The organism is Catalinimonas alkaloidigena, from assembly GCF_900100765.1.
Taxonomy (GTDB): Bacteria; Bacteroidota; Bacteroidia; order Cytophagales; family Flexibacteraceae; genus Mooreia; species Mooreia alkaloidigena.
Genome location: NZ_FNFO01000002.1, coordinates 110279 through 134621, shown reverse-complemented (window position 1 = coordinate 134621; position 24343 = coordinate 110279). Strand labels below are relative to the sequence as shown.

Sequence of the window (24343 nt, the reverse complement as noted above, 5' to 3'; positions counted from 1 at the left end):
AAAAAATGATGAGTCAAGTTGACATCGGCGATCCGCTAAGTCGCATCGAAGGACGCCAGAAAGTAATGGGGCAGGCCAAGTACGCCGCCGAGTACAATCCGTCTGGCGTGACGTTCGGTGTGATGGTGACCAGTACCATCGCGCGAGGACGCATCCGCTCGCTCGACACCAAAGCCGCCGAACGGGCGCCCGGTGTGCTGGCCGTCATCACCCACCTCAACTCTCCGAAGGTGCCGGGCTACGCCACTACGGAAAGCTCGCGGGTGGAGGGGCATGAGTTTCGGGTCTTCTACGACGACCAGATCTACCACAACCTGCAACCCGTCGCGCTGGCCATTGCCGACACACTAGAGCGGGCTACGTACGCCGCCTCACTCGTGAAGGTGGCCTACGAAAAAGCGCCGCACAACACGAGCCTGCAAGACAACCTGGCGAAGAGTCAGCAACCACCCGAGCCGGACGAACCCGACGAGGAAGAAAATACCCTGCGGGGGAAAGCCGACGCCTACCGGACCGCGCCGGTCTCCATCGAGGCGGAATACCACACCCCGCTGCAGGTGCACAATCCGATGGAGCCGCACGCCACCACCGCTTTCTGGGAGGGTCCTGACAAGGTGATGGTTTACAACAAGACGCAATCGGTCAAGATTTCGCAGGGCGAGATTTGCCGCCTGTTTGGCCTGAAAACCGAGAACGTCCACTGTCACTCGCCGTTTGTGGGCGGGGCGTTCGGCAGTTCGTCACGGTTGTGGCCGCAGGAAATGGCGGCACTGCTCGGAGCAAAGAAAGTGGGGCGGCCGGTCAAGGTGGCGCTCCGGCGCGATCAGGTCTTCAACATGGTCGGCTACCGGTCCGATTCGGTGCAGAAATTGGGCCTCGGCGCGACGCCCGACGGCAAACTGGTTGGCATCACCCACGACGCCTGGGGCATGACTTCCCGCTACGAGCGGTTTACGGAGCGCATCGTCGAACCGACCAAACGGATGTACGCCTGCCCTAACCTCAACACCCGTTACCGGCTGGTACCGCTCGACATGAGCACGCCCTGCTGGACGCGCGGACCCGGCGAGACGAGCGGCGGTTTTGCGCTGGAGTCGGCGATGGACGAATTGGCCTACGCGCTGAAAATGGACCCGGTGCAGTTGCGGCTGGTCAACTACGCAGAGAAAGACCCCGACAGCGGGCTGCCCTGGTCCAGCAAATTCCTGCGCGAGTGCATCACGCAGGGAGCCGAGCGTTTCGAGTGGAGCCGCCGCATGCCTGACCCGCGTTCCATGCACCACGGCGCGTGGCTGATGGGTCTGGGCATGAGCACCGGCATCTACCACGCCGGGCGTTCGGGCGCGACGGCCCGCGCCACCCTCCTGCCCGACGGCCTCGTGCTGGTACAGACTTCGGTAGCCGACACGGGTCCCGGTTCCGCCACCGTCATGGCGCAGATTGCTGCTGATACGCTGGACCTAGATTTCGAAAAGATTCGGTTCGAATGGGGCGATTCGTCGCTGCCCACTGCGCCTGGGCAATTCGGCTCGCACACGACCGCCTCGGTCGGATCGGCGATCTACGACGTCTGCACCGCCCTGAAACAAAAAATCCGGGAGCTCTCATCTTCCAATGAAGGCCTGGCGCGTCTGGACACGACGACATTCCTGCGCCAACACGGCCTGCCCAAACTGGAGGTCACGAAAGAATCGAAAGGCGGTCCCGAAGCCGAAAAGTATTCCAGCATGTCGTTCTGCGCCAACTTCGTGGAGGTGCATGTCCATCCACTCACCGGCATGGTGAAGGTCAGTCGTGTCGTCTCGGCGGTCGACGTAGGCAAAGTGATGAACCGGAAAACGGCGGAAAACCAGGTGTACGGCACGGCAGTCTGGGGCATCGGTATGGCGCTGATGGAAGACGCCCGCATGGACCATCGCTTCGGACGCCACACCAACCACGACCTGGCCGATTACCACGTAGCGGTCCACGCCGACGTCCCGGCGGTAGAAGTGATTCTGATGGACCGGCCCGATCCGATTCTGAACCCCATCGGTGCGAAAGGCATGGGCGAAATCGGGCTGATCGGCTTTGCGGCGGCGGTGGCCAACGCGGTTTACCACGCCACCGGCAAACGCATCCGTCAGTTGCCCATCACGCCCGACAAGTTGGTATGAACAACACTTTTGGAGCACGTTCCTAGGGAATTATTCTCTGACGACCGTCTTTTTTTACGCTCATCCATTCATAGGTGCGATCAGGGCAGTAGCCGGTCCTGGTCAGAAGCTCTGCTGGTCCTGCCGGCAGAGCTTTTTTTGTTTTCGGGCACTTGTGTTTGGGGCGAACGCTACTTCTCCCAATGCAATCCCGTATTTTCGCCACCATGCCGGTTGTTCAGGAGGAACTCGGCCAGCGGGGAGGCTGGCTGTTGTGGGAAATTACGGAGTCGGAAGCTACGTTGAAGCAAGAAGCTGCGGCCTGCGTCGGCAATTGGGCAGAGTGGGAAGAAATTACGCACGCCGAACGCCGACGGGCATGGCTGGCCGCCCGGAGAGCCGCTGTGGTGCTGGCTGAGCACATGGGGGTGACGCCGGCGCCGCTTTACAAAGATGGCTTTGGCAAACCCCGCTGGCCGCACGACGACTGGTCGGTCTCACTCACCCACGCCGGTACCTACGCTGCCGCGCTGATGCACTACCGCCAGCCGTCGGGCATCGACCTGGAGCTGATTCGCCCAAAGCTGGTCCCCCTGGCCCCGAAATACCTGTCGGCGGAAGAGCAACAGGACGCCTGCGATGACCCGACGCGCCTCTGCGTATACTGGTCGGCCAAGGAGGCTTTATACAAACTTCATGGGCGACGTCGTTTGTCTTTTCGAACCGACCTGCACATTACGTTGCCGGGCGACCTCCACGAGCGCGGTGATTTTCGCGGCGCTTACCGCCACGAAACGCAGTGGGAAGATTTGGAGATGTCGTACCGCCGCATCGGCAATTATTTTCTGACTTTCAACGCAGTAGAATGAAACGGACCGGAATCTGGCTACTAGGAATCGTCTTGTGGGGCATGGCCCTGCGCGCACAGGCACAAACCGGCGAGCGCGTTCCCGACTTTACCCTGCACGACGTCATTACCGACCAGGCCTTTACCCTGAGTCAACTCAAGAATCACCGCCTCATCACGGTCGTGTTCGTCAGCAATGCCTGTCCCTTCGTGAAGCTCTACGACGAGCGCCTGCTGCACCTGCAAGCCGATTTTGCGAGCCAGGGTGTCGCGTTTGTATACGTCAACCCCATGACCGGCCACGGTGACGACGAAGAATCGCTTCAGAAAATGACCCGTCGGGCACAGGAGTGTTCCTTTCTGCGGCCTTACCTGGCCGACCCTACGCAAAAAGTGGCCCAGTCGATGAAAGTGACGCGCGTCCCCGAGGCCGTCGTGCTGGAGCCGACCAACGGCACGTTTGTGGTGCGGTACCGGGGGGCCATCGACGATAATCCGCAGGGCGTTAACCCTTCCCGCCAAAAATACCTGCGCGATGCGCTAACGGCACTGCTGCGTAAATCGAGTCCCGTGCTGCCGACCCGCAAGGCCACGGGCTGCCTCATCCGAACGCAGTAAAAAAGAATGGCCGACCACCCCTACAGTAGCCGACCAACTCAAATCAACCTAATCTATCGTGCTGGGCGATAGCGCCATCCGGCCCTATCCTCCAAAGTCATCGCCGCCATGTTCCGCGCCGTTGTCGTCGCGACGCTGCTGGCGGTCGTTATTTTTCATCTGATTGCTGCCGAACCGGTAGCTGAAGCCCAAGTAGGCAATGCGCGATTCGCGTTTGAAGACGTTATCGGAACGGAACCCGGCCCCGTTGGCTTCAAAGCCAAACTTCATGGTGTTGAAAATGTCGCTCACCCGCAACGTCACGGTGCCTTTGCCCGCCAGCACGTCCCGACGCGCCGCGATGTCGGCAAACGCAAAGCCTTTGCGCCGTCCCTGGGCGCGCACTGCGGGAGCCTGGTAGTTGCCCGAGAACTGAATACTGGTTTTTTTCGACAACGTGAACGTCGTATTCAGCTTTCCGTTCAGGCCGAAGTTGCTGGTCGATACCGAACCCTCGGGCAGGTCGCCACTCAACTGGCTGTGGAAGGCCGTCAGGCTTCCGTCGGCACGCCACCAGCGAAACAGGCTCGCCGTAAAAATCAGCTCCGACCCGACCGACGTCGACTGGCCGATGTTCAGGAACGTGAGGTTGGTCGTTCCATCGGGTTGCAGCGACCGGATGTACTGCACCGGATCGGTGATGTAGCGCACAAACACGGTCGGGTTCAGTGTAAATTTATCCCACTGCTGCAGGTAGCCCAGCTCGAACGAGTGGATCAACTCCGGGTTCAGTTGCGGATTTCCCTGCCGGGTATTTTGCGGATCGCTCAGGTCGATGAACGGGTTCAGTTGCCGCATGTTCGGGCGATCGATGCGCAGGCTGTAGCTCAACTGGATTTTCTGAGCGTCGCTCAGGTTGCGGGTCAGGTACACACTGGGAAACAGGTTGAAGTAGTTCCGGCTGAACTTCGCGTCGGTGGTGCGCTCGTGCGAGGCCATGTAGGTCTGCTCGGCACGCAGGCCCAACTGGTAGCTGAAGCGCTCGCGCTCGTGGCTATAACTGACGTACGCCCCGTGAATCTGCTGGTCGAACACAAACTGGTTGCTGACCTGCGGAGCATTGGTCCACTCGTCCGACGCGGGATCGTAATTTTCGAACACGTACGCATTGTCGGTGTGCTCCACGATGCTTTTCATGCCCGCTTCCAGGCGCGTTTTTTCGTCGAACGGATGGACATAATCGGCCTGGACGATGGTCCGGCGCTCGTCTTCGTTGGTGTGGCTGCGCTGCTGGTAAGCCGTCTCTTCGATGGCCGCGCCCTCCGGATTCAGGTCACGCTGGTAAAACGACTCGCGCTCTACTTCGTCGCCCACGGTGTGGGTCGCGCTGGCGGTCAGCATCTGGCCGGGCCGCTCAAACTCAAGCTGGTAGTTCAGGCTGACGTCGGCGTTTGTTTCGTCTTCCAGCTCCGAGCCGTCGCGCCGGAAGCGCCGCAGCAAGGGGCCATCTGCCGCCTGCTCCAGGTAATTGGTGATCTCGGAAGAGTTGCCGTTCCGAATCCGCCACAAACCCGACAGGCCAATGGTCTGTTTGGGCGTCAGCTGGTACTCGCCACCCAGGCGAAACGTGTGGCCCTGCCGCAACCGATTGTCGTCGGTATGTTGCGACAAGAGCGTATCGACCGAGGCGTAGCGCCACCGGTCCGAATCGCGGGTACCCCAGCGGCTTTCGCGCCGGAAGTCGTAGCCCGTAAACACTTTCAGGCGTTTGAACCCGTAGTTCAGGTTGACGCCTGCGTTGTACTTATCGTTCGTCCCGACGTTGACCTGCACGTTACCGTTCAGTCCCGTACGGGTCTGTTTTTTCAAGACGATGTTGATGATGCCCGCCGTACCGCTGGCGTCGTACCGGGCCGAGGGGTTGGTGATGATCTCGACGCGCTCGATGGCGCTGGCCGGAATCTGCTGCAACGCCCCTTCGCCGCGCGTCAGGGCCGACTGACGGCCGTTGATGAAGATGGTCACGTTGCCGCTGCCGCGCAAGCTCAGTTCGCCGTTTTCGTCTACCTGAATGGAAGGCACGTTTTGCAGGGCATCGACCACGCTCCCCCCGAGGCTCACCAGGTTTTTGTCCAGGTTCACCACTTTCTTGTCGAGGTTAAATTCGACCAGATCGCGCTCCCCACTCACCACGACTTCTTCCAGCTGCTGGGCATCGCTGGCGAGGTTGATCGTGCCGATCGAGACCGACGTCTGTCCGGCGCTGACTTCTACCGGGACCTGTTTGGTGGCGTAACTCAGCAGCGAAACCTGCAGATAATACTGACCGGGCTTTACTTTTTCGATGGTGAAGTTCCCTTCCAGGTCGGCATTGCTCCCGCCCAGAATGGTCGAATCGGCTGTGGCATAAAGGGCTACGGTGGCAAACGGAGCCGCCTCATGCGTGGCTGCGTCTAGGATGGTACCGGTAAGTCGGGTTTGTGCCTGTAAGGCAAACGACAGAAAGAAGAGACAGAAGAGTACGGTATAGTACTTTATACTATTCATAAAGTGATATTCCAAACTGGAGAAAAAAATAGTTGCGGGCGATAAGACACCCGCAACTAAGAGGTGAAAAAGTTTGGCTAAAGCTTTATTGAATGCTTATGTCCCGAAAGTACGATAGCATTCTGAAGGAAAACTGAAGTTCAAAAGCTCAGGCTAAATTCATGGAGATTTTTTTCGTAGGCATAGCCCACGCGGATGTTGTTCAGCTCGCTGATCTTCTTGACGATGGCCAGCCCCAATCCCAACGACGCCCGGCTGCGGCCGTTGGCTCCGTTGCGCGCGCAGCCCATACCGTTGCGGGGGAAACGCTCGAACAGCTTTTCGCGGTCGAAGTCGAGCGGCTCGCCAGTGTTGGCGATGGAAAAGTGGTGCGGCCGTAACGAAATCCAGATTTTACCGCCGTGGAAATTGTGGTGCACGGCGTTTTTCATCAGGTTCCCCAGCAGCAGGTCGAGTAAATACGGGTCGAGCCGAACGGCCACGCCCTCTTCCAGTTCGGCGGTCACTTCAATGTCCTTCAGTTCGGCCAGCTCCTTAAAACGGAAAAGCGTCTGTTCGACCGTGGGCTTCAGTTCGATCTGCTGCGCGTTGTTGAATTCCTGGTTGTCGATTTTGCTGATCAGGCTGAGCGTCCGGCTCAGGCGCGAGAGCGTGGAACAGGCTTCGTGGATGGACCCCAGGTTGCGCATCTTGTCCGGATCGGCATTTTCGCTATTGATCAGGTGTTCGGTTTTGGCACGGATGATGGCCAGCGGCGTCTGGATTTCGTGCGAGATGTTCTCCGTATACTCTTTGATGTTCCGGTAGTCGTGCTCGAGGCGCTCGGTCATCTGCGTGAACAGCGAGTTGAGTTCGTTGAACTCGTGCGTCGACGAACCGGGCAGTTGCAGGGGCACCTCCTGCCGGAACGAATACTGGCGGATCACTTCCAGCGTCCGGTAAAAGGGGCGCCACAAAAAACGCGACAGCAGATAACTCGACAGCAACAGAAGGATGGTCAGCGTCACCAACCCGTACGACAGCGTAGCGACCGTCTGGTTCAGAATCTGACTTTCCAGCTCCATCGACCGGTAGATCTGCATTTCGTACTGCCGCCCGTTTATCTCCCGGATGCCCCGAAAGCCCCGGTAAGGCTTCAGTTCGGGCTCGGCCGGCTCGGGAGTGCTGAGCACGTTCTTTTCGAGCGAAAGCGTAGAGCTCCATCCGGCAATCACCGGCTCTTCCCGCATCAGCGTATCGAAAATGCGGTCAGGTCCCGGATTGGCCCAATGGCCCGAGCGCACCTGATATGACCGGTTGTCGGCGTTGTTGCGAGCAAAATCGAGCGTATCGATTTCATCCTCGTGCCGTTCCAGCCAGCCCATCGTCCGGTCGATCCGCCAGGCGAAATACCGCTCCACGGCTTTTTCGGTGCGTTGTCTGGTTTCCTGGTAGATCAACCACCCGCCCAGGGCCAGAACCAGGGTGATGATGAATAAGTACAGCCAGGTGGTTTTGGTGATCAGTTTCATGGCTGATGCAGTTGGTACCCCATGCCGTACACCGACCGGATCGGCAGGCTGCTCCGGTTCGACGAGAGCTTGCGGCGCAGGTTGCGGATGTGGGTATAGATAAAATCAAACGAGTCGGCCGTGTCGATGTGGTCGCCCCACAGGTGCTCGGCAATCGACTCCTTGCTTAGCACGCGATTGGGGTTGCTCAGAAAGTAGAGCAGCAGTTCGTACTCCTTGCGCGTGAGGGTCACGGGCTCGTCGGCGTACCACACCTGCAGGGCACGCGTATCGACGCGCAAATCCCCCCAGTTCAGTTCGTGGTTGTTGCCGAAATGCCGCCGCCGCGCCAGCGCCTGCAAGCGTGCCGACAGTTCGGCGAGGTGAAACGGCTTGGTCAGGTAGTCGTCGGCCCCTTCGCGCAGGCCCGTCACTTTGTCGTCGAGGGAGTTCCGTGCCGAAATGATGAGCACCCCCGCCTCCGCCTGATGCACCCGGATCGGGTCGAGGAGTTTCAGGCCGTTGCCGTCGGGTAAGTTGAGGTCCAGCACGACCAGATCGTAACTATAAACGCCCAGGCGGTAGTCGGCCGACTGGTAGTCTTCCGCCCAGGTGCAGATGTACCCTTCCTCCTGCAGATGTTCCAAGATCGAAGCGCCCAATTCGGCGTTGTCTTCCACCAGTAATAACTTCATAACGAACGAATTTACGCGTTAATTCTGAAGAAATTTTGATGATGATATCCGGCGCGCGTCAGGCGAGCAAACGGCGATGCGTGGCCTAACGCATGTTGCTTTTCGGCAAGAGCACTTTTTCGTCGTGTTGGTTGAGTTCGTGCAACAGCTTGCGGATCAGCCGGGTCTTGACCGTTTCGGCTTCGTGCGGTTTTACCACGTAGCGCACAATGGCTTCTACCCACGTGTTGTCGCTGACGGTAAAAAACACCAGCGGCCCCAGTGGCGAGGCCGTTTCGCCCAGCATGGTCCGGTTCAGCAGATCGCGGTAGGCGGTCAGGCGTTCCTGCAGGGCGGGCCCCAGTTCGCGCTCCACCACTTCGGTCATGAGGCGCGTCACCAGTTCCAGGTCGCTCTGATACGCCAGTTGCACCTTGATCTCGTTCCAGATGAACGGGTACGAAATGGTGGTGTAGTTATAAACCGCTTCGCTCAACACCGTCAGGTTCGGAAATTTAATGATCCGTCCGCTCGGGTGGTCGCCCGTCAGGTAATCGCCCCGCACCTCCAGAATGGTCGTATCCAGGTAGCTCAGGTCAATAACGTCGCCCGTGATGTCGCCCACCCGAATGCGGTCGCCCACCCGAAACGACTTCCGCACCAGAATGTAGATCCAGCCGATAAAGCTCGTGATGGGCGTTTGCAGCGCGAACCCGAGGATCACCGACAACAACCCAAGCGACACCGCCGCCGTGTACCAGTCGGAGAACAGGAGCGTCATCAGCACAAAAAACAGAACCAGCCCCAGCGTCAAGTCCAGCACCCGCTCCAGGTTGAACCGTACGGACGCGTCGACGACCTGTCGCGACAGCGCTCCCTTCAGGAGCCGACGCAGCACCAGAAACAGCAGCGCCAACGCGCCCCCCTGAAGAATTTTCTTGGCAAATCCTTCGGCCGTTTCGGGTAAAGACACCAGGCGGGTTTCGATGACGATGAAAGCGATGGCCAGCACCCCGACTCCCAGGACGGTCAGCCAGGTGGCCGTATGCGACGCAGCGGAGGCGGCGGCGGGCGACGGCGAAGCGGTCGTTTTGCGCTCGTCGTCCGGCATAAAATCGTCGCTGTACGAAGTAGGTTCATTCATAGAGTGCCAAAGTACAAAGATCAGGTCAAGGGCAGCGATGGTTCCGCGGCTATCCGTGCCGCACCAGCTCAGCCAGAACGGTGCGCGTCTCCTCCCCTGGCACCAAATTATATTTTACACAATTGCCTGACAACCAACCAAATAGATTGACATGCATTAAAATAATATTTATTTTACCACTTCATGAGCCAGTCTGTTGAAAGTTTCCGTGATGCCTCATAGAGCGGGTACTTTACAATTTTTCCTCCCCGCCGATCACACACAGTGATCACCCTTTAACTCTACTTAATTCTTGATGCGGTATGGAACAAGTAGTTGCTTCCGGGCTGGTTACTCAGCTATTACGACAGGTGAACGAAGGCGACCGGGTGGCTTACGATCAACTCTTCCCCGTTGTCTACCAACAACTAAAGCAGGCAGCGCACAACGCCCGGTTTCATGTGACCGGGTCGGAGACGCTACAAACCACGGCCTTGGTACACGAGGCTTACCTGAAGCTGGTTCAGCAAGAACAGCCCGGCTGGCAGAGTCACAGGCATTTTATGGGCGTAGCGGCCAAGGCGATGCGCCACATTCTGGTGGACTACGCCCGCCAGAAGCTGAGCAACAAACGGGGCGGCCACGTGCGCAAATTCTCCCTGCAGGATTTTGACATTGATATTTCGGACGAAACGTCAGAACATATTCTTTGCCTGGAGGACGTGCTACGGCGGCTGGAACAAGCCGATCCGCAACGGGGCAAGCTGGTGGAATGCCGTTTTTACATCGGCCTTACCATCGAGGAGACTGCGGGGGTACTAGGGCTGTCGCCCGCTACGGTAAAACGGAAATGGACGGTGACCCGCATCTGGCTGTACGAAGAAATGCGGAGGGCAGGTTTATAACGAGCGACAACCATGGACGCACAGGAGTGGGAGCGACTAGAGACGTTGTACACACAGCTTCTGACGCTTGAAGGCCCTGAACGCGACACCCTGCTCCGCCATACGGAAGAAGAGTCGCCCGACGTCTACGCGGCACTGCTGCGGTTGCTGCATTCTGAACATGCCGCTACCCATTTCTTCCAAAGGTTTCGCCAGTCTGTTGCCGGAAGTCTGCACGAAAAACCGTTTGCGCCCCTCCAAACCCACGACCGGGTAGGTCCCTACCGCATCGTTCGTGAGTTGGGTCGCGGTGGCATGGCCGTGGTGTACCTGGCCGAACGCGTCGATGGCGAGTTTGAGCAACAGGTCGCACTGAAAGTCATCAAACGGGGGGTGGACACCGAAGAAGTTGTCCGGCGGTTCCGTTACGAACGGCAAATCCTCGCCCGGCTGGAGCACCCCAACATTTCGCGGCTCTACGGAGGTGGCGTTACGGAGCAGGGCGTGCCGTATTTTGTGATGGAATACGTGGATGGAGCACCCATCGACCGGTACTGTGATCAGCACCAGCTTGCCCTGTCCCAACGCCTCGCCCTCTTTACTACCGTCTGCCAAGCCGTACAACACGCGCATCAGCATCTGGTAGTGCATCGTGACCTAAAGCCCTCCAACCTGCTGGTCACTCCGGAAGGCGAAGTAAAGCTACTCGACTTCGGCATTGCCAAAGTGCTGGGCGAAGAAACAGGGGCCGATGCGTTGCACACGCGCACGGGCCTGCGGCTGTTCACCCCCGACTACGCCGCCCCAGAACAAGTACTGGGCCAGCCCGTGACCATTACGACCGATGTGTATCAGTTAGGGCTTATTTTGTACAAGTTATTGACGGGTCAGGCGGCACAGGCCGTTGCAGGCGGATCGCTCCGTCAGTTGGAAGAAGCGGTCCTCGAAAAAGACCTCCCCTCGCCCAGCCGCGTGGTGACCGACGAAGCCGCTGCCGCCCAGGGCACGACGGGCGCAAAACTGCGCCGAACCCTACGAGCGGACCTGGATCTGATTGCCCTGAAAGCCCTGCGCAAATCTCCGGATCGGCGCTATCAGAGTGTGGCTCACCTTGCCGACGACCTCTATCGCTACCAACATCACTTGCCCATTGCCCTGCGAGGCGATGCGTGGGGCTATCAGCTCCAGAAATTTGTCCGACGCCACCAGACGGCCGTAGTCACCGGCAGTACCCTCCTGCTGCTACTCTTGGGGTTCAGCTTGTTCTATACAGAAAAGGTAACTGCCGAGCGCAACCGGGCACAGGTTATGCAGGGCGTCTTGAGCGATATGTTCACCAGCCTCGATCCTTACGGTCCTTTACACGTAGAAGACCCGGGACAACTCACCGTACGGCAATTTTTAGACGCACAGTACACGCGCATTTCGGACACACTTGCCCGGCAACCCGAAATCAAAGCGGCGCTTCTGGCCCTACTCCAGAAAGCGTATCTGAACCTGGAGTTGTTTGAAGAAGCCGATCAGGTGGGCCAAGAGCGCGAAATGCTGGTGGGCCGTTTGTATGGTGCCACCAGCACACACATGGCAGAGGTACTGACCCTCCGTGGCATGGGGTTTCGCGACCGCAATCTGGACAGTGCCGAGCACTACCTCCGCCAGGGCGAGCAACTTTACCGTCGTTATCTGCCGGAAAAAGAGGTAGAACAGGCCGTAGGGCAATCGTACCTCGCCTTAGTATTTACCATGCAGCACCGCCCGGCAGCAGCCGATTCTGTCATCGAAAAAGCGGTATCGACCCTACGCTCCTCTCCCGAATTGCCCGAATACCTGGATGTAATGACGATGCGCATTCACCTGCTTGCAGAAGCCGGAAAAATTCAAGAGGCCATTACACAAGAGAAAGTTTTGGTAGACAGAAGTGCAGCACAGTACGGGGAAAATTCCCCGCACTACGCCGTGCAACTAGGTATGCTGGCGTATCTGCTGAGTTTGGTGAGTGACAAAGAAGCCGAGCCGCATTTCAAGCGGGCAGATCGGTTGCTAACCCGTACGCTAGGCGCCGACCATCAGGAAACCGAACTCAACTTACAGAACTACGCGCTGATGCTGCAATACGAAGGCCGTTACTATGAATCGATCCCACTGTTGCGAAGTCTGGTGCGTTCCAACGAGGCGAAGTTCGGAGATCCGAGCCTCCCCCTCGCCAAAGCCCTGCAAAATCTGGGGGTTTCTCTCACCAACGATCCGGCCTCCGATCCGCTCGAAGCCGAACGCGTGTTGAATCGTGCCTCTGCACAATTCACAAAGCTTTTTCCGGAGGGTCATTACATTCAGGGAACCTCTTATGCTACCCTGACGGACCTTTACGTACGCATGGCACGGTACGCAGAGGCACAAATTGCTGCCAACGAAAGCATCTGCTTGTACCGCCTGTACCGCCCAGAAATGCCCGTTTTGCAGAGCATATGCAACCTGCGCCTGGCCAAAGCACTGGCCGGGCTGGGCGATTCCCTCCCCGCCGATACACTGGTGCAAAGCCACCTCCCGATCATCAAAGAGGTTTTCGGCGAAAAACACAACCGTTACCGACTCGCCTTACACGATGCAATTCAAGTGTACAAGTTAACCGGTCAGCTCGCCCCGGCTGATTTCTGCCGTCAACAAATTCCTTCCCTCTAAACCTCATACACATGGACGATCTTCCTGCCTTCTTTTGTCGCTGGGGGCTGCTTTGTGCCCTGTACTTCGCAAACTTTTTTATGCTTTTAGGTCAGGATGCGACCTTTGACGCCCCGGATACCGTCGAATTTGAGCTATCCCCATGCCTGTGTCCTGACGACAGTTGCCTGAAAAGGTGTAGCCCCCAGGCCATTCTGATCGGGGGAATCAATTTCCAATACCACCATATGAAAAAGAAGGGCAGTATAAAGTTCAAAAAAGATTCTGTTCAACTCGATGAGCCCATGCAGGTAAAGCTGCGTGTTAGCGATACGTATGGCCTGAAACAACTGCAATTGCAAGGCATGCACAAGAGCGAATCTCCTTTAACGATCGCGTGCCAGGGTACTCCGTCCGACAGCGTAATCCTTTACATGGACATTCCTCAACGGGGCACGGCCCTCAGCAACACCATGACGGTAGAGAACCAAAAGGGAGATATCAGGCACTTTAGGATGACGATGTACACGACACGTGCCCGAAGAGTCAAACTAAAAGCGCATTACCTGAAGCCGACGGCGGCTACAACGTCAAAATAAAAGAGAGACGTTTATAAGGATGGACCATCTGAAACAGGCCAGGATTTACTCCCGGCCTGTTTTTTTGTCTCTTAAAAAATACTACAGGAGTGCTGAGCCAATTCGGGGTGAGTTGCCGTGATTCTTTACAAAAGCACAAGATTCCCACTCAACTCCCTCACTCCTATGTACCCACTCGCCCTTCCCCCCTCATGCAAACAATTCCTGGTTTGTATCGCCCTTTTTGCCCAGACCACCAGTAGTCTGATGGCACAAGAGAAAGAGGTTCACCGGGTGTATCCCGACGCAGGCCGCGGCTACTGGAGCCTCTTTACCGACCCTGTCAAGCGCCGGACGGTCGTTAAGTTTTTTGACAAGGACGACATCCTGATGTATGAAGAGGCGCTGCACGAACGCTACCTGAAGCTAACGCCCCGCACCCTGCGGTCACTGAACGACCTGCACGCATGGTACGTGGCAGGGCGACTGGTTTCCGAGCACGTACGGGCGCTTGCGTTACCTCCCGCAGAAACCCCGCTCGACCCTTCGGTTAAGCAATTGCAGAGTAATATTTTCGCCATTCCCGGTACCTGTAAGTTCAAAATTGCGCTGGAAAACCCAACTAAGAAGTGGGTCTACATCAAACTAAAAGATGCGCAGGGCCGGGTGATGCAGCTGGACCTTGTCAAGACACCCAAGTACATACGTACGTTCAACATGGAAGGCATGCGAGCCGGCATTTACACGCTAAAGCTACGTGTCGGCACCCACGTCGTCGAACGAGCGATTGACCTCCGGCACCTCTCTCAACGGTTTGTTCAGATCCACACGCCCTCCCTCCCCGATACGCTTATCGCAGAAAGTAAGCGAAACCCACAGCGCTAAGCGTAGTCCTGAATACGTTGAGAAAACGGACAGGTCCGACGTCAGATCGGCTCGTCCGTTTCTTGCTTGTATAGCGGCTCGGCCAGAAGCTGCCGGACAGGTTGCGAGAGTCGTGCTGGGTACTGTATCTTTCCCGATGCATTTTCGCACCGAACTGCCGGTGTCACCGGCCTCCTTCCGCATCCAGCTGGCCGACCCTCTGCTGTCGCTGGGGTCGTGTTTTGCCGATCGCCTCGGTCAGCGGCTACACGACTACAAATTTCAAGTACTGCACAACCCCTTCGGGATCGTCTACAATCCCCTGTCGCTTCACCGGCTGTTGCAGCTCGCTGCGCACCGTCAGCCTTTTGCAGAGGCAGGGTATCTGGAGCGCGAAGGACAATGGTTTCATTACGATGCACATTCGGAAGTGACGGCCGGGAGCCGCGAGGCACTGGCCCAGCGGTTAACGGAAACGGTGGCGCAGATGCACCATTGGCTGCGGCAGACCCGCGTCCTGCTGCTGACCTGGGGGACGGCGTTTGTCTACCAACGTGTGGATACGCCAGCCATCGTAGCCAATTGTCACAAACTTCCGGCCCGGCAGTTCCGGAAAGAGCTCCTGTCGGTAGACCGGATTGTGGACGACGCCACTGCAACCCTGCAAGCAGCACGCCGACTTGCGCCCGACCTAGAGGTGATTCTGACAGTCAGCCCGGTTCGACACGTGAAAGACACCCTTCCGCTGAACAGCGTGAGCAAAGCCACGCTGCGGCTGGCCGCCCATCAGTTGCAGGAACGCCACCCTTACGTCACGTACTTTCCCAGCTATGAGCTCCTGATCGATGATTTGCGCGACTACCGCTTTTACGGTTCGGACCTGCTTCATCCTACCGAAATGGCAGAAGCTTACGTGTGGGAAAAATTCGATCAGACATTTTTGAGCGAATCGGCCCTGGCTTTTGTAAAAGAGTGGGAAGGCATCCGGCGAGCGCTGGCGCATCGTCCCTTCCAGCCCGATTCGCCGGCGCATCAGCAATTTCTGCGTTCATTGCATACAAAACTGCAAAGCCTGGCGCACGCGGTGGACGTCAGTACAGAACTGCACCACATTGGCCAGCAACTGCATTAAAGGCTATTGCCGGTGTCCTGCCAGCGCCACTCGCGCAGCACCAAGCGGACACGCGGTCCAAAACCCTCGCTCATTTCGGACGGATACTCCTCCATAAAATAAAAGTAACGACCTTGGTAGGTTCCCAGGCGCACGCTCCGGGTGTGTGCTCCTCCCGGCGCAGTGTGAAGGTAAAAGGCCCGCATCCAGGGCAGGTCTGTAGGCAAGGTATCGGGCGAGGTCTCCCCACCCCCGGTGGCGACCTCTTGCGCCCTCTGGGTTGCCTCGGCTTCAGAAGTCCGTTCCGGAAACACGAAGAAGGTCAATCCCGCCTGGGGGCCGTCGGCTTCACCCGACGGATTGCTCGTCAGCCGGAGGGCATCGCCTTCGTCCGAACTTACCGGCTCAGCCGACATGTCCTCTGGTAGGTAGGTGCTAAAGCCCAGCGGAAAGTCTTCCGGAGCGGTGTACAGGTGCAGGCGGACGGGCTCCATCATCCCTTCGATCTGCAGGGAATCCACCAGCCTCTCGGGGCGGGGTTCACGGGCGACCGTAGCCGCTTGCCGTGTGGTGTCTGTTCCTTCGTCGGAAGCTTCCCGGGAGGCACATGCAACCGACAGACCCACCAAGAGACTAAACAGAATAGTGCGCATTGCGTAAAGAGGTAAGAGAAGCAAAGTCCTGTACTGCGCTGTTCAACCCACAGCCTGCACGTTACCCACCCTAAACGTAAAACAGTTTAAAAGGATTACGCACCAAGCTGGCACGCTGCTTGCCAGTTGTATGCTGACTTATTATTACATCGCTATGAATACGCTCCGACTACGCACACTTGCTTTTTTTCTGACCTTGTTCACCATGAGCCAGCTAGGCTACGCTGATCCGCCAAAAGATGAGGTAAAAATCAATATCGATCCACAACGAGGAATAAGGTCCATTGAATATGGCGATACGGAATTTTTGAACAATGGCCAGTTCAAAGTACTTGGTGCCAGTTTATTCGATGCTGCAACAGGGAAAACCGATTCACCTGAAGTAAAATCGTTTGAAAAGAAGATCGACGTCGCCAAGAATCAAGTGAGCTATGTCTATCCCTGGGCAACCTACACCTGTACGTATACGCCCAAAGGCAATGAGTTAGCACTTGAGGTTTCTGTTAAGAATACCTCCAACCTGACGTTGCAGTCACATACATTAAACATCATGGCCCTGCGGCTTCCCACGCCACCGGAAGAATACAAGGGCAATAATGTAATGCTGGCTTCTAACAAAGGGGGGTTGTCCATTAAGCCTCTGACCTTTCAAGGGGGTAAAATTGTGCTCACAAACAATGATGTAAAAGAAGACTTATTGATCGGGTTTCCCTGGGCCAACAACCGCGCCAAGAACACGGTGTTTCCACTATGGATTCTGACGGGAAAACACCCCTGGCTCCCGACCAGTTTGCCTTACATTGATCGTCCCATTGCTCCGGGCAAAACGGATACGTATCACCTCTCCTTACGTTTCGGAGGCGAAAAAGACGATCCTGACCAATTGGCCAGTGATGTGTACGAAACCTTCTCCAAGACGTATCCCATGCAACTCAACTGGGAGGACCGTCGTCCTATTGGCACTTTATTTTTAGCAACCGCCAACCAGAAGTATCCCACCAATCCACGAGGATGGTGGAATGACAAAAAGATCAACGTCACGACTCCTGAAGGGAGAGCGGAGTTCCAAAAGCGTGTTTTGGCGTATGCCGATCAAAGCATTAAAATTCTGAAAGACATGAACGCCCAAGGTATGATTACCTGGGATATCGAAGGAGAAGAGTCATGGCATCCTAATACGTATGTAGGCGATCCGCGTCTGGTAAAAGAACTCGCTCCAGAGATGGAAGAGGTAGCCGATGCCTACTTCAAAAAGTTTACGGATGCTGGTTTTAAAGTAGGTGTCTGCCTGCGTCCGCAGCGCCTAGACCTGAACGCTTTCCGGAAAGGCAAGCCTGCACAAAGAGAACTTAAAACGACCGATCAACTCATCGACACAAAGGCGGTGGCCGATTTGCTCATTGATAAAATAAGTTATGCCAAAGATCGCTGGGGCTGTACCCTATTTTATGTGGACTCGAACGGCGATCCCAACAACCCTTATGACGTCGAAATCTTTCGCCGGGTATTGGAAGCGCATCCGGACGTCCTGGTCATACCCGAACACGAAACCCTTCTTTATTACGCGTATACCGCCCCTCTGATTTCCCTGCAACACGCCGGTCAAACGTCTACGCCGATGAACGTTCGCAGAATTTATCCACAAGCGTTCACCGTCAATCTTTCCAGTACAAATAAAGAACTTGAGTCAAAGAGAGCGGCATTGGTCAATGCGGTCGATAATGGAGATATTCTGACCTTTAATGCCTGGTTTACCGGACCGGCAAACGAAAAAATCAAGAACATCTACAGAACAGTTTCCAGATCGAGCAAGGGCGTAAAAAGACGCGTGGAAGAGTAGGAATCATTTCTTTGCCGAATGGTGTTATGGCGGTAGCAACTCATTCCGAAGGAAGAGAATTAGCTTATATCTCTGAGGGCACGCCCCTTCTCACTTTTACGAATTTTTAAATTTTTACATATGCTACGTTGGATTGATGTCATCCGGTTTGCCAACCAGGGCAACCCCAAACCCGATAAAGTAGTCGAGAAATCAGAGGCTGAGTGGAAAGCACAACTCACGCCGGAACAATTTTACGTCACGCGCCAGAAGGGCACCGAGCGGGCCTTTTCCAGTGAAATGTGCAGCCGGTTCGAGCCCGGTCAATACGCTTGTGTCTGCTGCGATACGCTGTTGTTCGACTCGGACGAGAAGTTCGAGTCCGGAACGGGATGGCCGTCGTTTACGCAACCCGCGAAGGAAAATGCCATTGCTTACCACATCGACAATGCTTACGGCATGAAGCGGGTGGAGACGGTTTGCAACACGTGTGGTGCGCACCTGGGACACGTTTTTCCGGACGGACCGGCCCCAAGCGGCCTGCGTTATTGCATGAATGCCGTAGCGCTGCAAAAGGTGGAAGCTACTACAACGTTGGAGAAAGCAACCTTCGGAGGTGGCTGTTTCTGGTGCACAGAGGCCATTTTCCAGGACCTGGAGGGAGTAACCAGCGTGGTGTCCGGTTACAGCGACGGGCAATTGCCCAACCCTACCTATAAGGAAGTGTGCAGTGGCCGGACCGGCCATGCGGAGGTGGTGCAGATCACCTTCGATCCCGAGAAAATTTCGTATGCGGACTTGCTACGGATTCACCTGACCACGCACGACCCGACGACACTGAACCGCCAGGGTGCCGACGTCGGGACGCAATACCGCAGTACGATCCTGACGCACAACGACATGCAACGGGCAGAAGCGCTTAAGATCATCGAGGAGATACAACCTAATCTGGAGGAGAAAATCGTAACGGATGTGAAGCCATTCGAGGTCTTTTATCCAGCGGAGGCGTATCACCAAAACTACTACCGTAACAATCCGGGACAGGGCTATTGCGCGGCGGTGATTTCGCCGAAACTGGCCAAATTCCGGAAGCTGTACCAGAGCCGCCTGAAGAAAGCTTCTGTCGCTGAATAAAGCTTAGCCCTCAGGCTTTTACCTTTACGCTGCCGGGTAATGTCTACCTGGCAGCGTTTCTGTTTTATGCTACGCCATGCCTAAACTCAAACTCCCTTCGCTGGTACCCGACTTCGAACACAAGGAAGAAATCAGTCTGCGCGACTACCTAGCCCTGGAGCGCACCAAACTCGCCAACGAACGGACACTGCTTACCTACGTGCGCACCAGCCTGTACATGGTGCTGGCGGGCATTGCGTTTCTGCAAATGGATAAGCTGGAGGACCTGACCTGGGTGGGCTACGTCTTGTTCGGGACCAGCGCGCTGGCGTTTACGTTCGGGACCGCCCGCTTTCTGCTGCTGACCTGGCGCTTGCAGAAGTATTACGACGACATCGACCTGGAAAGCTGATCGGCTGCAACTTCCTTGTCGTGGTGGAGTATACTCTGGAAAAACGTCTTGCCATGAACCTCTCTGCCCTGATTCATACCCTACGCCACAAACAATCGCCCAGCCTGACCCGTCGGCGGCGGCTGATTCTGCTCGCGGCGGTGGGCCTGGTCGACTTCAGCCTCATCTCGCTTTACCAGACGGGCGTTATCCGTCGCCTGCCCGATCTACCCGGAAAACTCTTTGATTCCAACGCCGTGAACGCTTCGGAAGAGGCGTATCAGTTCGGCGTGCCCGACGGCCCGATCAGTGCCGGGGTGTATGCCCTGAACATGCTGCTGGCGGCCTACAAGGGGGACGCTGCCCACGGCCGTCCGCTGTGGAGCGACGTGGCCTTAGCCGGCACGGTGATGCTCAACAGCGTGGGCGCAGCCCTGTATCTGAAAAATATGATCACGGTCCAGAAGAAAGCCTGCCTTTATTGCCTGACCGGCGCCGCCCTCAACTTCGTGATGACGCCCCTCGCCCTCGCAGAACTGAGAGAAAGACTACAAAACAAATGAGTGGTTAACAGAAAAAGGCTGCTCCGCCAATGCGCGAAGCAGCCTTTTTTATTCAACAACCTGATCGGCTAGAGCCGTTCCAGTTCCTTCATTTCCTCGTCCGACAGCTCAATGTCAGTGGCTTTCATGTTCTCGTGGAGGTGCTCTTCGCTCGACGTGCCCGGAATCGGCAGCATGATCGGCGAGCGGTGCAGCAGCCACGCCAGCGCGATTTGACTCGGCTCCGCGTTGTGCTTCTGCGCAATCTGGCTCAGTTGATCATCTTCCGTCAGCTTTCCTGTATTGAGTGGGTACCACGGAATGAATCCGATGCCTTCTTTTGTACAATACTCCATCACCGCTTCCGACGAGCGGTCGGCCAGGTTGTAGCGGTTCTGGACCGTGACGATGGTGGTCAGTTCCCGTGCCTGTTTCAGTTGCGCCACCGACACGTTGCTCACGCCGAGGTGGCGAATTTTTCCTTCCTTCTGCAAATCGACCAGCGTCCCGATCGAGTCTTCGTAAGGCACGTTGGGGTCGGGCATATGGAATTGGTACAGGTCGATGCGTTCAACGCGGAGACGTTTCAGACTGCCTTCCAGCGCTTTGCGCAAATGTTCAGGTTTGCCGTTGGGGCTCCACTGGTCGGGGCCGCCCCGCTCCAGACCGCCCTTGGTAGCGATTACCAGCCCGTCCGGGTAAGGGTGCAGCGTTTCCGCAATGATTTCTTCGCTGACGTTCGGTCCGTACGAGTCGGCCGTATCGATAAAGTTGACCCCTAAGTCAAGGGCCATCTGTAGAACGCGTTTGCATTGCTCCCGGTCGCGAGGCTCGCCCCAGATGCCCTTGCCGGTGAGGCGCATGGCCCCAAAACCCAGCCGGCGAATGGTCAGGCCGTCGGGAAAAGAAAAGTCCGTTTGAAAAGTGGTTGCGCGATTCATAGCGTACATGTTAAAAAGTGAAATAACTATTTTGCTGTACGTACAGATGTTAGATGCGTTGTGGCTTCGTCGCTAAGAAGCCTTTCGCTTTCAGCTACTTAGTCCTTTCTACCGCCTGGTTTCTGCGAAAAGAGGGGGCCAGCGAGATGCCTGTTTTTTTCTTAATCGAATTTTAATCTGGAAATTAAACGCTTGTTTAAAACAGACGTTTAATCTTGTAGTCCCACCCACACTTGTATGAGCGAAACCACAAAGCGGGAGCTCATTCTCGTGGCTGCCGAAGAACTTTTCCGCCACAAAGGCTTTGAAGCCACCACCGTACGAGAGCTCGCCGAAAAAGCCGGGGTCAACCTGGCCATGATCAATTATTACTTCGGGTCGAAAGAGAAGTTGCTCGAAGAGCTGATTCAGCAGCGCGCGGAATACACGCGCCTCCGGCTGCACGACATCCAGCAGGACGAGCGGCTGACGCCGATCGAAAAGATGGACCGCGTGGTGGAGTTCTACGTGGAGAAGGTCTTCAGCAACCGGGGCTTCCACCACATGATGTACCGCGAGTTGTCCATGAGCCAGCGCTCGGCCCTGCACAGCAGCATTTCGGACGTGCTGTTTCGCAACGTGGAAACGCTGCGGGGCATGATCCGGCAGGGCATTGACCAGGGGCATTTCCGGCCGGTGGATGTGGAGCTGACGCTCTGCACGCTGTACGGGACCATTAATCAGGCGTCGAACGAAAACTTTATGGGTCACTTGACCAACACGTTGATTGCTGACGAAGAAGCCATGCTCAAACAGCGCCTGATTCAACATTTACAGAACGTATTACGAAAGTATCTACTCTAATTCCATGTTTCTTCTGAACCGATTCCGCATCTCGCTGGCCGGGATGCTGATGCTGCCTGTCTTCCTGGTGGGAGCACAGCCGTTGGATACGCTTTCCTGGCAGGGGCCGCTTACGCCCGAACGTGCCGTGCAGTTGGGCCTGGCCCACAGCAAAACGCTAAAAATGGCCGAAAGCCGGGCCGAAGCCGCCAAGGCGCGAACCGAACAGGCGCGCGAAAAAGCGCTGCCGGACGTAGGGCTGAGCGGCACGTACCTGTACCTGACGCAACCGCATGTCTCCCTGAAAACGGCCCCTCCAGCCGGACAGGAAGGCGGGAGTTCGCCGCTGGCGGGGCTGAGTTTCAGCAACGTACACAGCCTGATGCTCGCACAGGTGCAGGCTTCACAGCCCCTGTTTACCGGCGGCAAAATCCGCAATGCCATTACCTCGACCGAGTTTCTGGAAAAAGCGGCGGCCTTTCAGGCATCGGCCACGCGCGACGAGGTGAGCCTGCAGGTGCTGCAGGCGCTCTACCAATATTATACGCTGCAACAGACGCGCACGCTGGTGCAGAACAACCTGGAACAGGCGCACCAACGGGTGGTTGACTTTACCGGGCTGGAGGCGAATGGCGTCATCGCCCGCAACGATCTGCTGCGTGCCGAATTGCAGGAAGCCCAGGTGCAATTGACGCTGTCGGGCGTGGACAACAACCTGAAGGTAGCCAACTACAACCTGAATCTGCTGCTGGGACTGCCGGAAACGCAGCCCCTGGCGCTTGATACAACAGCCCTGTTTTTCCCCCAGGAAAGCGTCACGCTCGACGGCCTGTTTGCCAATGGCCTATCGCAGCGCGACGACCTGAAAGCCGCCGAGATGCGCACGCAGTCGGGCGCGTATGGCGTGCGGGCTGCCAAAGGCGACCGCTATCCGTCGCTGGCCCTGACCGGCGCGTACGTCAACGCCGACATTCCGAATCTGATCGCCCTCACCAACGTGGTGAACGTGGGCGTCGGATTGAACTATAGTCTGAGCGGGGCGTTGTTTTCGCGGCACAAAATTCAGGAAGCGCAGGCCCAACAAGCCGAAGCCCGGTGGGCCTACGAAGCCCTTTCTGATCAGGTCAAATCCGAAATCAACCAGGCTTTCCTCGACTACCAGCAGAGTCTGGAAAAGATTCGCATCAGCCAGAAGGCCATTACGCAGGCACAGGAAAACTACCGCATCACCAAAAACAAGTACGACAACAGTCTGGTGCTGCTGACCGATCTGCTCGAAGCCGACGTCACCCTCCTGCAAACGCAAATTAACCTGGCCAGTGCCCGCGCCGAGGCGGCTGTGGCCTACTATACGCTGCAAAAAGCCAGCGGCAATCTGAACTACTAACCCTTTTTGAACTAGAGACTCGAATGGAAACGACCGTTCAATCCAACACAACTGCCAACAAAACCGCCCCGGCTACTGAGGAGAAAGGGCGCAAAAAGAAACCGTATTTCGGCATCATCCTGGGCGTCCTGGTGGCGCTGGGCGCCGTATTCGGTATTTACCGTTATGTGCACGGCCTGCACCACGAAACGACCGACGATGCGCAGATCGAAGCCAACATCAGTCCGGTCATTGCCCGCACGTCGGGCTACGTAAAAGAGCTACGCGTGGACGATAACCAGTACGTCCACAAAGGCGATACGCTGGTGGTGCTCGACGACCGTGAAACCTCGATTCGTGTGATGAACGCACAGGCGGCGTACGACAATGCGCTGGCCAGCCTCGACGTGAGCCAGTCGGGCGTGCCTTCGGCGACCGCCAACCTGCAAACCGTGCGCGCCAACGTCGCCGCCGCCGATGCCGCCCTGGCGGCCGCCCGCGTCGATTACAACCGCGCCACGCAGGACCTGCAACGGTACCAGAACCTGATCAAAGACCACTCGGTCACCCAACGGGAGTTCGAACAAATTCAGGCCACGCAACAAGCCGCCGCCAAAAACCTGGAACGGCTGGAGCAGCAGTACAATGCGACCAAAAGCCAGACTGTCGCCGCCGGCACTGAGGTAACCGCCGCCGAACGGCGCATTTCGGTCGCGCAGTCGGTCGTGGAGCAGCGGAAAGCCGAACTGGACCTGGCCAAGCTGCAACACAGCTACTGCTGGATTACCGCTCCGGAAGATGGCACGGTATCGCGGCGCAACGTACAGGTAGGTCAACTGATGCAGGCCGGGCAAACGGCCTTCGCGCTGGTGGCCGACAATGAAAAATGGGTCGTCGCCAATTTCAAAGAGACGCAACTGGAAAACGTGCGGCCCGGACAGGAAGTAAGCATCGAAGTGGATGCCTTCCCCGGCGAGGAGTTTCACGGCAAAGTGGAGTCGTTCTCGCCCGCGACGGGCGCGAAGTTTTCCCTGCTGCCGCCCGACAACGCGACCGGCAACTTCGTGAAGATCGTGCAGCGGGTGCCGGTCAAAATCGTCCTGACCGATACCACCGAGAAGATGCAGCTGCTTCGTGCGGGCATGAACGTGGAAGCGGACGTACACCTGAACTAACCTCCATTGCAGA

General features: G+C 56.9%; 21 protein-coding genes. 15 read left to right on the top strand and 6 right to left on the bottom strand.

Going from position 1 to position 24343, the window contains the following annotated elements:
• Positions 1-5 precede the first annotated feature (5 nt).
• From BLR44_RS03995 to BLR44_RS03985, 3 genes are all read left to right on the top strand, one after another.
• Entirely contained in the window at positions 6-2156 is a 2151-nt protein-coding gene (locus BLR44_RS03995) for a xanthine dehydrogenase family protein molybdopterin-binding subunit (protein ID WP_245705965.1), read from the top strand.
• A 182-nt stretch (positions 2157-2338) separates the two neighbouring features.
• A complete protein-coding gene (locus tag BLR44_RS03990) occupies positions 2339-3004 on the top strand; it encodes a 4'-phosphopantetheinyl transferase family protein (protein WP_089679501.1) in 666 nt (221 codons plus the stop codon).
• The gene (locus tag BLR44_RS03985) at positions 3001-3600 is read left to right on the top strand and encodes a redoxin domain-containing protein (protein ID WP_089679497.1); all 600 of its coding nucleotides are present in this window, start codon (positions 3001-3003) and stop codon (positions 3598-3600) included. The genes BLR44_RS03990 and BLR44_RS03985 overlap by 4 nt, the downstream gene beginning before the upstream one ends.
• An 84-nt stretch (positions 3601-3684) precedes the next feature.
• Here BLR44_RS03985 and BLR44_RS03980 read toward each other — a convergent pair whose 3' ends face one another.
• The 4 genes from BLR44_RS03980 to BLR44_RS03965 all read right to left on the bottom strand — a co-directional run bounded on the left by BLR44_RS03980 (position 3685) and on the right by BLR44_RS03965 (position 9434).
• On the bottom strand, positions 3685-6126 hold the full coding sequence (locus BLR44_RS03980) for a TonB-dependent receptor (RefSeq protein ID WP_089679493.1): 2442 nt from the start codon (positions 6124-6126) through the stop codon (positions 3685-3687).
• Positions 6127-6266: 140 nt separating this feature from the next.
• The gene (locus tag BLR44_RS03975; RefSeq protein WP_089679490.1) at positions 6267-7637 is read right to left on the bottom strand and encodes a sensor histidine kinase; all 1371 of its coding nucleotides are present in this window, start codon (positions 7635-7637) and stop codon (positions 6267-6269) included.
• On the bottom strand, positions 7634-8311 hold the full coding sequence (locus BLR44_RS03970) for a response regulator transcription factor (RefSeq protein WP_089679486.1): 678 nt from the start codon (positions 8309-8311) through the stop codon (positions 7634-7636). The genes BLR44_RS03975 and BLR44_RS03970 overlap by 4 nt, the downstream gene beginning before the upstream one ends.
• A gap of 85 nt (positions 8312-8396) precedes the next feature.
• The gene (locus BLR44_RS03965; RefSeq protein WP_089679481.1) at positions 8397-9434 is read right to left on the bottom strand and encodes a mechanosensitive ion channel family protein; all 1038 of its coding nucleotides are present in this window, start codon (positions 9432-9434) and stop codon (positions 8397-8399) included.
• 302 nt (positions 9435-9736) lie between these two features.
• On the opposite strand from BLR44_RS03965, the gene BLR44_RS03960 reads away from it, so the two are divergent.
• The 5 genes from BLR44_RS03960 (at position 9737) to BLR44_RS03940 (ending at position 15529) form a co-directional block, all read left to right on the top strand.
• On the top strand, positions 9737-10318 hold the full coding sequence (locus tag BLR44_RS03960) for a sigma-70 family RNA polymerase sigma factor (protein ID WP_089679477.1): 582 nt from the start codon (positions 9737-9739) through the stop codon (positions 10316-10318).
• A 12-nt stretch (positions 10319-10330) separates the two neighbouring features.
• Positions 10331-12976 carry a serine/threonine protein kinase gene (locus BLR44_RS03955; RefSeq protein ID WP_089679474.1) on the top strand — a complete coding sequence of 882 codons (2646 nt, stop codon included), beginning with the start codon at positions 10331-10333 and terminating at the stop codon, positions 12974-12976.
• Positions 12977-12987: 11 nt separating this feature from the next.
• Entirely contained in the window at positions 12988-13554 is a 567-nt protein-coding gene (locus BLR44_RS03950; protein ID WP_089679470.1) for a hypothetical protein, read from the top strand.
• Positions 13555-13800: 246 nt separating this feature from the next.
• Positions 13801-14418, top strand: a complete 618-nt coding sequence (locus BLR44_RS03945; RefSeq protein WP_143017100.1) for a hypothetical protein — start codon at positions 13801-13803, stop codon at positions 14416-14418.
• A gap of 136 nt (positions 14419-14554) precedes the next feature.
• Entirely contained in the window at positions 14555-15529 is a 975-nt protein-coding gene (locus tag BLR44_RS03940; protein WP_089679462.1) for a GSCFA domain-containing protein, read from the top strand.
• Here the strand turns inward: BLR44_RS03940 and BLR44_RS03935 are convergent.
• On the bottom strand, positions 15526-16161 hold the full coding sequence (locus tag BLR44_RS03935; RefSeq protein ID WP_143017099.1) for a hypothetical protein: 636 nt from the start codon (positions 16159-16161) through the stop codon (positions 15526-15528). The two genes, BLR44_RS03940 and BLR44_RS03935, sit on opposite strands and share 4 nt — an antisense overlap.
• Positions 16162-16315: 154 nt before the next feature.
• Here BLR44_RS03935 and BLR44_RS03930 point away from each other — a divergent pair, with 154 nt between their 5' ends.
• The 4 genes from BLR44_RS03930 to BLR44_RS03915 all read left to right on the top strand — a co-directional run bounded on the left by BLR44_RS03930 (position 16316) and on the right by BLR44_RS03915 (position 20047).
• A complete protein-coding gene (locus BLR44_RS03930) occupies positions 16316-18001 on the top strand; it encodes a hypothetical protein (RefSeq protein WP_143017098.1) in 1686 nt (561 codons plus the stop codon).
• A 120-nt stretch (positions 18002-18121) separates the two neighbouring features.
• On the top strand, positions 18122-19114 hold the full coding sequence (locus tag BLR44_RS03925) for a bifunctional methionine sulfoxide reductase B/A protein (RefSeq protein WP_089679453.1): 993 nt from the start codon (positions 18122-18124) through the stop codon (positions 19112-19114).
• A gap of 76 nt (positions 19115-19190) precedes the next feature.
• Entirely contained in the window at positions 19191-19505 is a 315-nt protein-coding gene (locus BLR44_RS03920; RefSeq protein ID WP_089679450.1) for a DUF202 domain-containing protein, read from the top strand.
• A gap of 53 nt (positions 19506-19558) precedes the next feature.
• Complete coding sequence (locus BLR44_RS03915) at positions 19559-20047, top strand: vitamin K epoxide reductase family protein (protein ID WP_089679447.1); 489 nt, start codon at positions 19559-19561, stop codon at positions 20045-20047.
• Positions 20048-20115: 68 nt separating this feature from the next.
• Here BLR44_RS03915 and BLR44_RS03910 read toward each other — a convergent pair whose 3' ends face one another.
• The gene (locus BLR44_RS03910; RefSeq protein WP_089679443.1) at positions 20116-20967 is read right to left on the bottom strand and encodes an aldo/keto reductase; all 852 of its coding nucleotides are present in this window, start codon (positions 20965-20967) and stop codon (positions 20116-20118) included.
• 237 nt (positions 20968-21204) lie between these two features.
• Here BLR44_RS03910 and BLR44_RS03905 point away from each other — a divergent pair, with 237 nt between their 5' ends.
• The 3 genes from BLR44_RS03905 to BLR44_RS03895 are packed head-to-tail and all read left to right on the top strand — an operon-like array spanning position 21205 to position 24330.
• Complete coding sequence (locus tag BLR44_RS03905) at positions 21205-21810, top strand: TetR/AcrR family transcriptional regulator (RefSeq protein ID WP_089679436.1); 606 nt, start codon at positions 21205-21207, stop codon at positions 21808-21810.
• Positions 21811-21814: 4 nt separating this feature from the next.
• On the top strand, positions 21815-23176 hold the full coding sequence (locus BLR44_RS03900; RefSeq protein ID WP_089679433.1) for a TolC family protein: 1362 nt from the start codon (positions 21815-21817) through the stop codon (positions 23174-23176).
• A 23-nt stretch (positions 23177-23199) separates the two neighbouring features.
• Positions 23200-24330 (top strand): HlyD family secretion protein, encoded by a 1131-nt coding sequence (locus BLR44_RS03895; RefSeq protein WP_089679428.1) that lies wholly within the window; start codon positions 23200-23202, stop codon positions 24328-24330.
• Positions 24331-24343: the final 13 nt, after the last annotated feature.

Coding starts and splice junctions, on each gene's coding strand:
- BLR44_RS03925 (WP_089679453.1), top strand. CDS start 18,122: ATGCTACGTTGGATTGATGTCATCCGGTTTGCCAACCAGGGCAACCCC.
- BLR44_RS03895 (WP_089679428.1), top strand. CDS start 23,200: ATGGAAACGACCGTTCAATCCAACACAACTGCCAACAAAACCGCCCCG.
- BLR44_RS03985 (WP_089679497.1), top strand. CDS start 3,001: ATGAAACGGACCGGAATCTGGCTACTAGGAATCGTCTTGTGGGGCATG.
- BLR44_RS03920 (WP_089679450.1), top strand. CDS start 19,191: ATGCCTAAACTCAAACTCCCTTCGCTGGTACCCGACTTCGAACACAAG.
- BLR44_RS03905 (WP_089679436.1), top strand. CDS start 21,205: ATGAGCGAAACCACAAAGCGGGAGCTCATTCTCGTGGCTGCCGAAGAA.
- BLR44_RS03900 (WP_089679433.1), top strand. CDS start 21,815: ATGTTTCTTCTGAACCGATTCCGCATCTCGCTGGCCGGGATGCTGATG.
- BLR44_RS03960 (WP_089679477.1), top strand. CDS start 9,737: ATGGAACAAGTAGTTGCTTCCGGGCTGGTTACTCAGCTATTACGACAG.
- BLR44_RS03980 (WP_089679493.1), bottom strand. CDS start 6,126: ATGAATAGTATAAAGTACTATACCGTACTCTTCTGTCTCTTCTTTCTG.
- BLR44_RS03970 (WP_089679486.1), bottom strand. CDS start 8,311: ATGAAGTTATTACTGGTGGAAGACAACGCCGAATTGGGCGCTTCGATC.
- BLR44_RS03955 (WP_089679474.1), top strand. CDS start 10,331: ATGGACGCACAGGAGTGGGAGCGACTAGAGACGTTGTACACACAGCTT.
- BLR44_RS03950 (WP_089679470.1), top strand. CDS start 12,988: ATGGACGATCTTCCTGCCTTCTTTTGTCGCTGGGGGCTGCTTTGTGCC.
- BLR44_RS03995 (WP_245705965.1), top strand. CDS start 6: ATGATGAGTCAAGTTGACATCGGCGATCCGCTAAGTCGCATCGAAGGA.
- BLR44_RS03915 (WP_089679447.1), top strand. CDS start 19,559: ATGAACCTCTCTGCCCTGATTCATACCCTACGCCACAAACAATCGCCC.
- BLR44_RS03940 (WP_089679462.1), top strand. CDS start 14,555: ATGCATTTTCGCACCGAACTGCCGGTGTCACCGGCCTCCTTCCGCATC.
- BLR44_RS03910 (WP_089679443.1), bottom strand. CDS start 20,967: ATGAATCGCGCAACCACTTTTCAAACGGACTTTTCTTTTCCCGACGGC.
- BLR44_RS03975 (WP_089679490.1), bottom strand. CDS start 7,637: ATGAAACTGATCACCAAAACCACCTGGCTGTACTTATTCATCATCACC.
- BLR44_RS03930 (WP_143017098.1), top strand. CDS start 16,316: ATGAATACGCTCCGACTACGCACACTTGCTTTTTTTCTGACCTTGTTC.
- BLR44_RS03935 (WP_143017099.1), bottom strand. CDS start 16,161: ATGCGCACTATTCTGTTTAGTCTCTTGGTGGGTCTGTCGGTTGCATGT.
- BLR44_RS03945 (WP_143017100.1), top strand. CDS start 13,801: ATGGCACAAGAGAAAGAGGTTCACCGGGTGTATCCCGACGCAGGCCGC.
- BLR44_RS03990 (WP_089679501.1), top strand. CDS start 2,339: ATGCAATCCCGTATTTTCGCCACCATGCCGGTTGTTCAGGAGGAACTC.
- BLR44_RS03965 (WP_089679481.1), bottom strand. CDS start 9,434: ATGAATGAACCTACTTCGTACAGCGACGATTTTATGCCGGACGACGAG.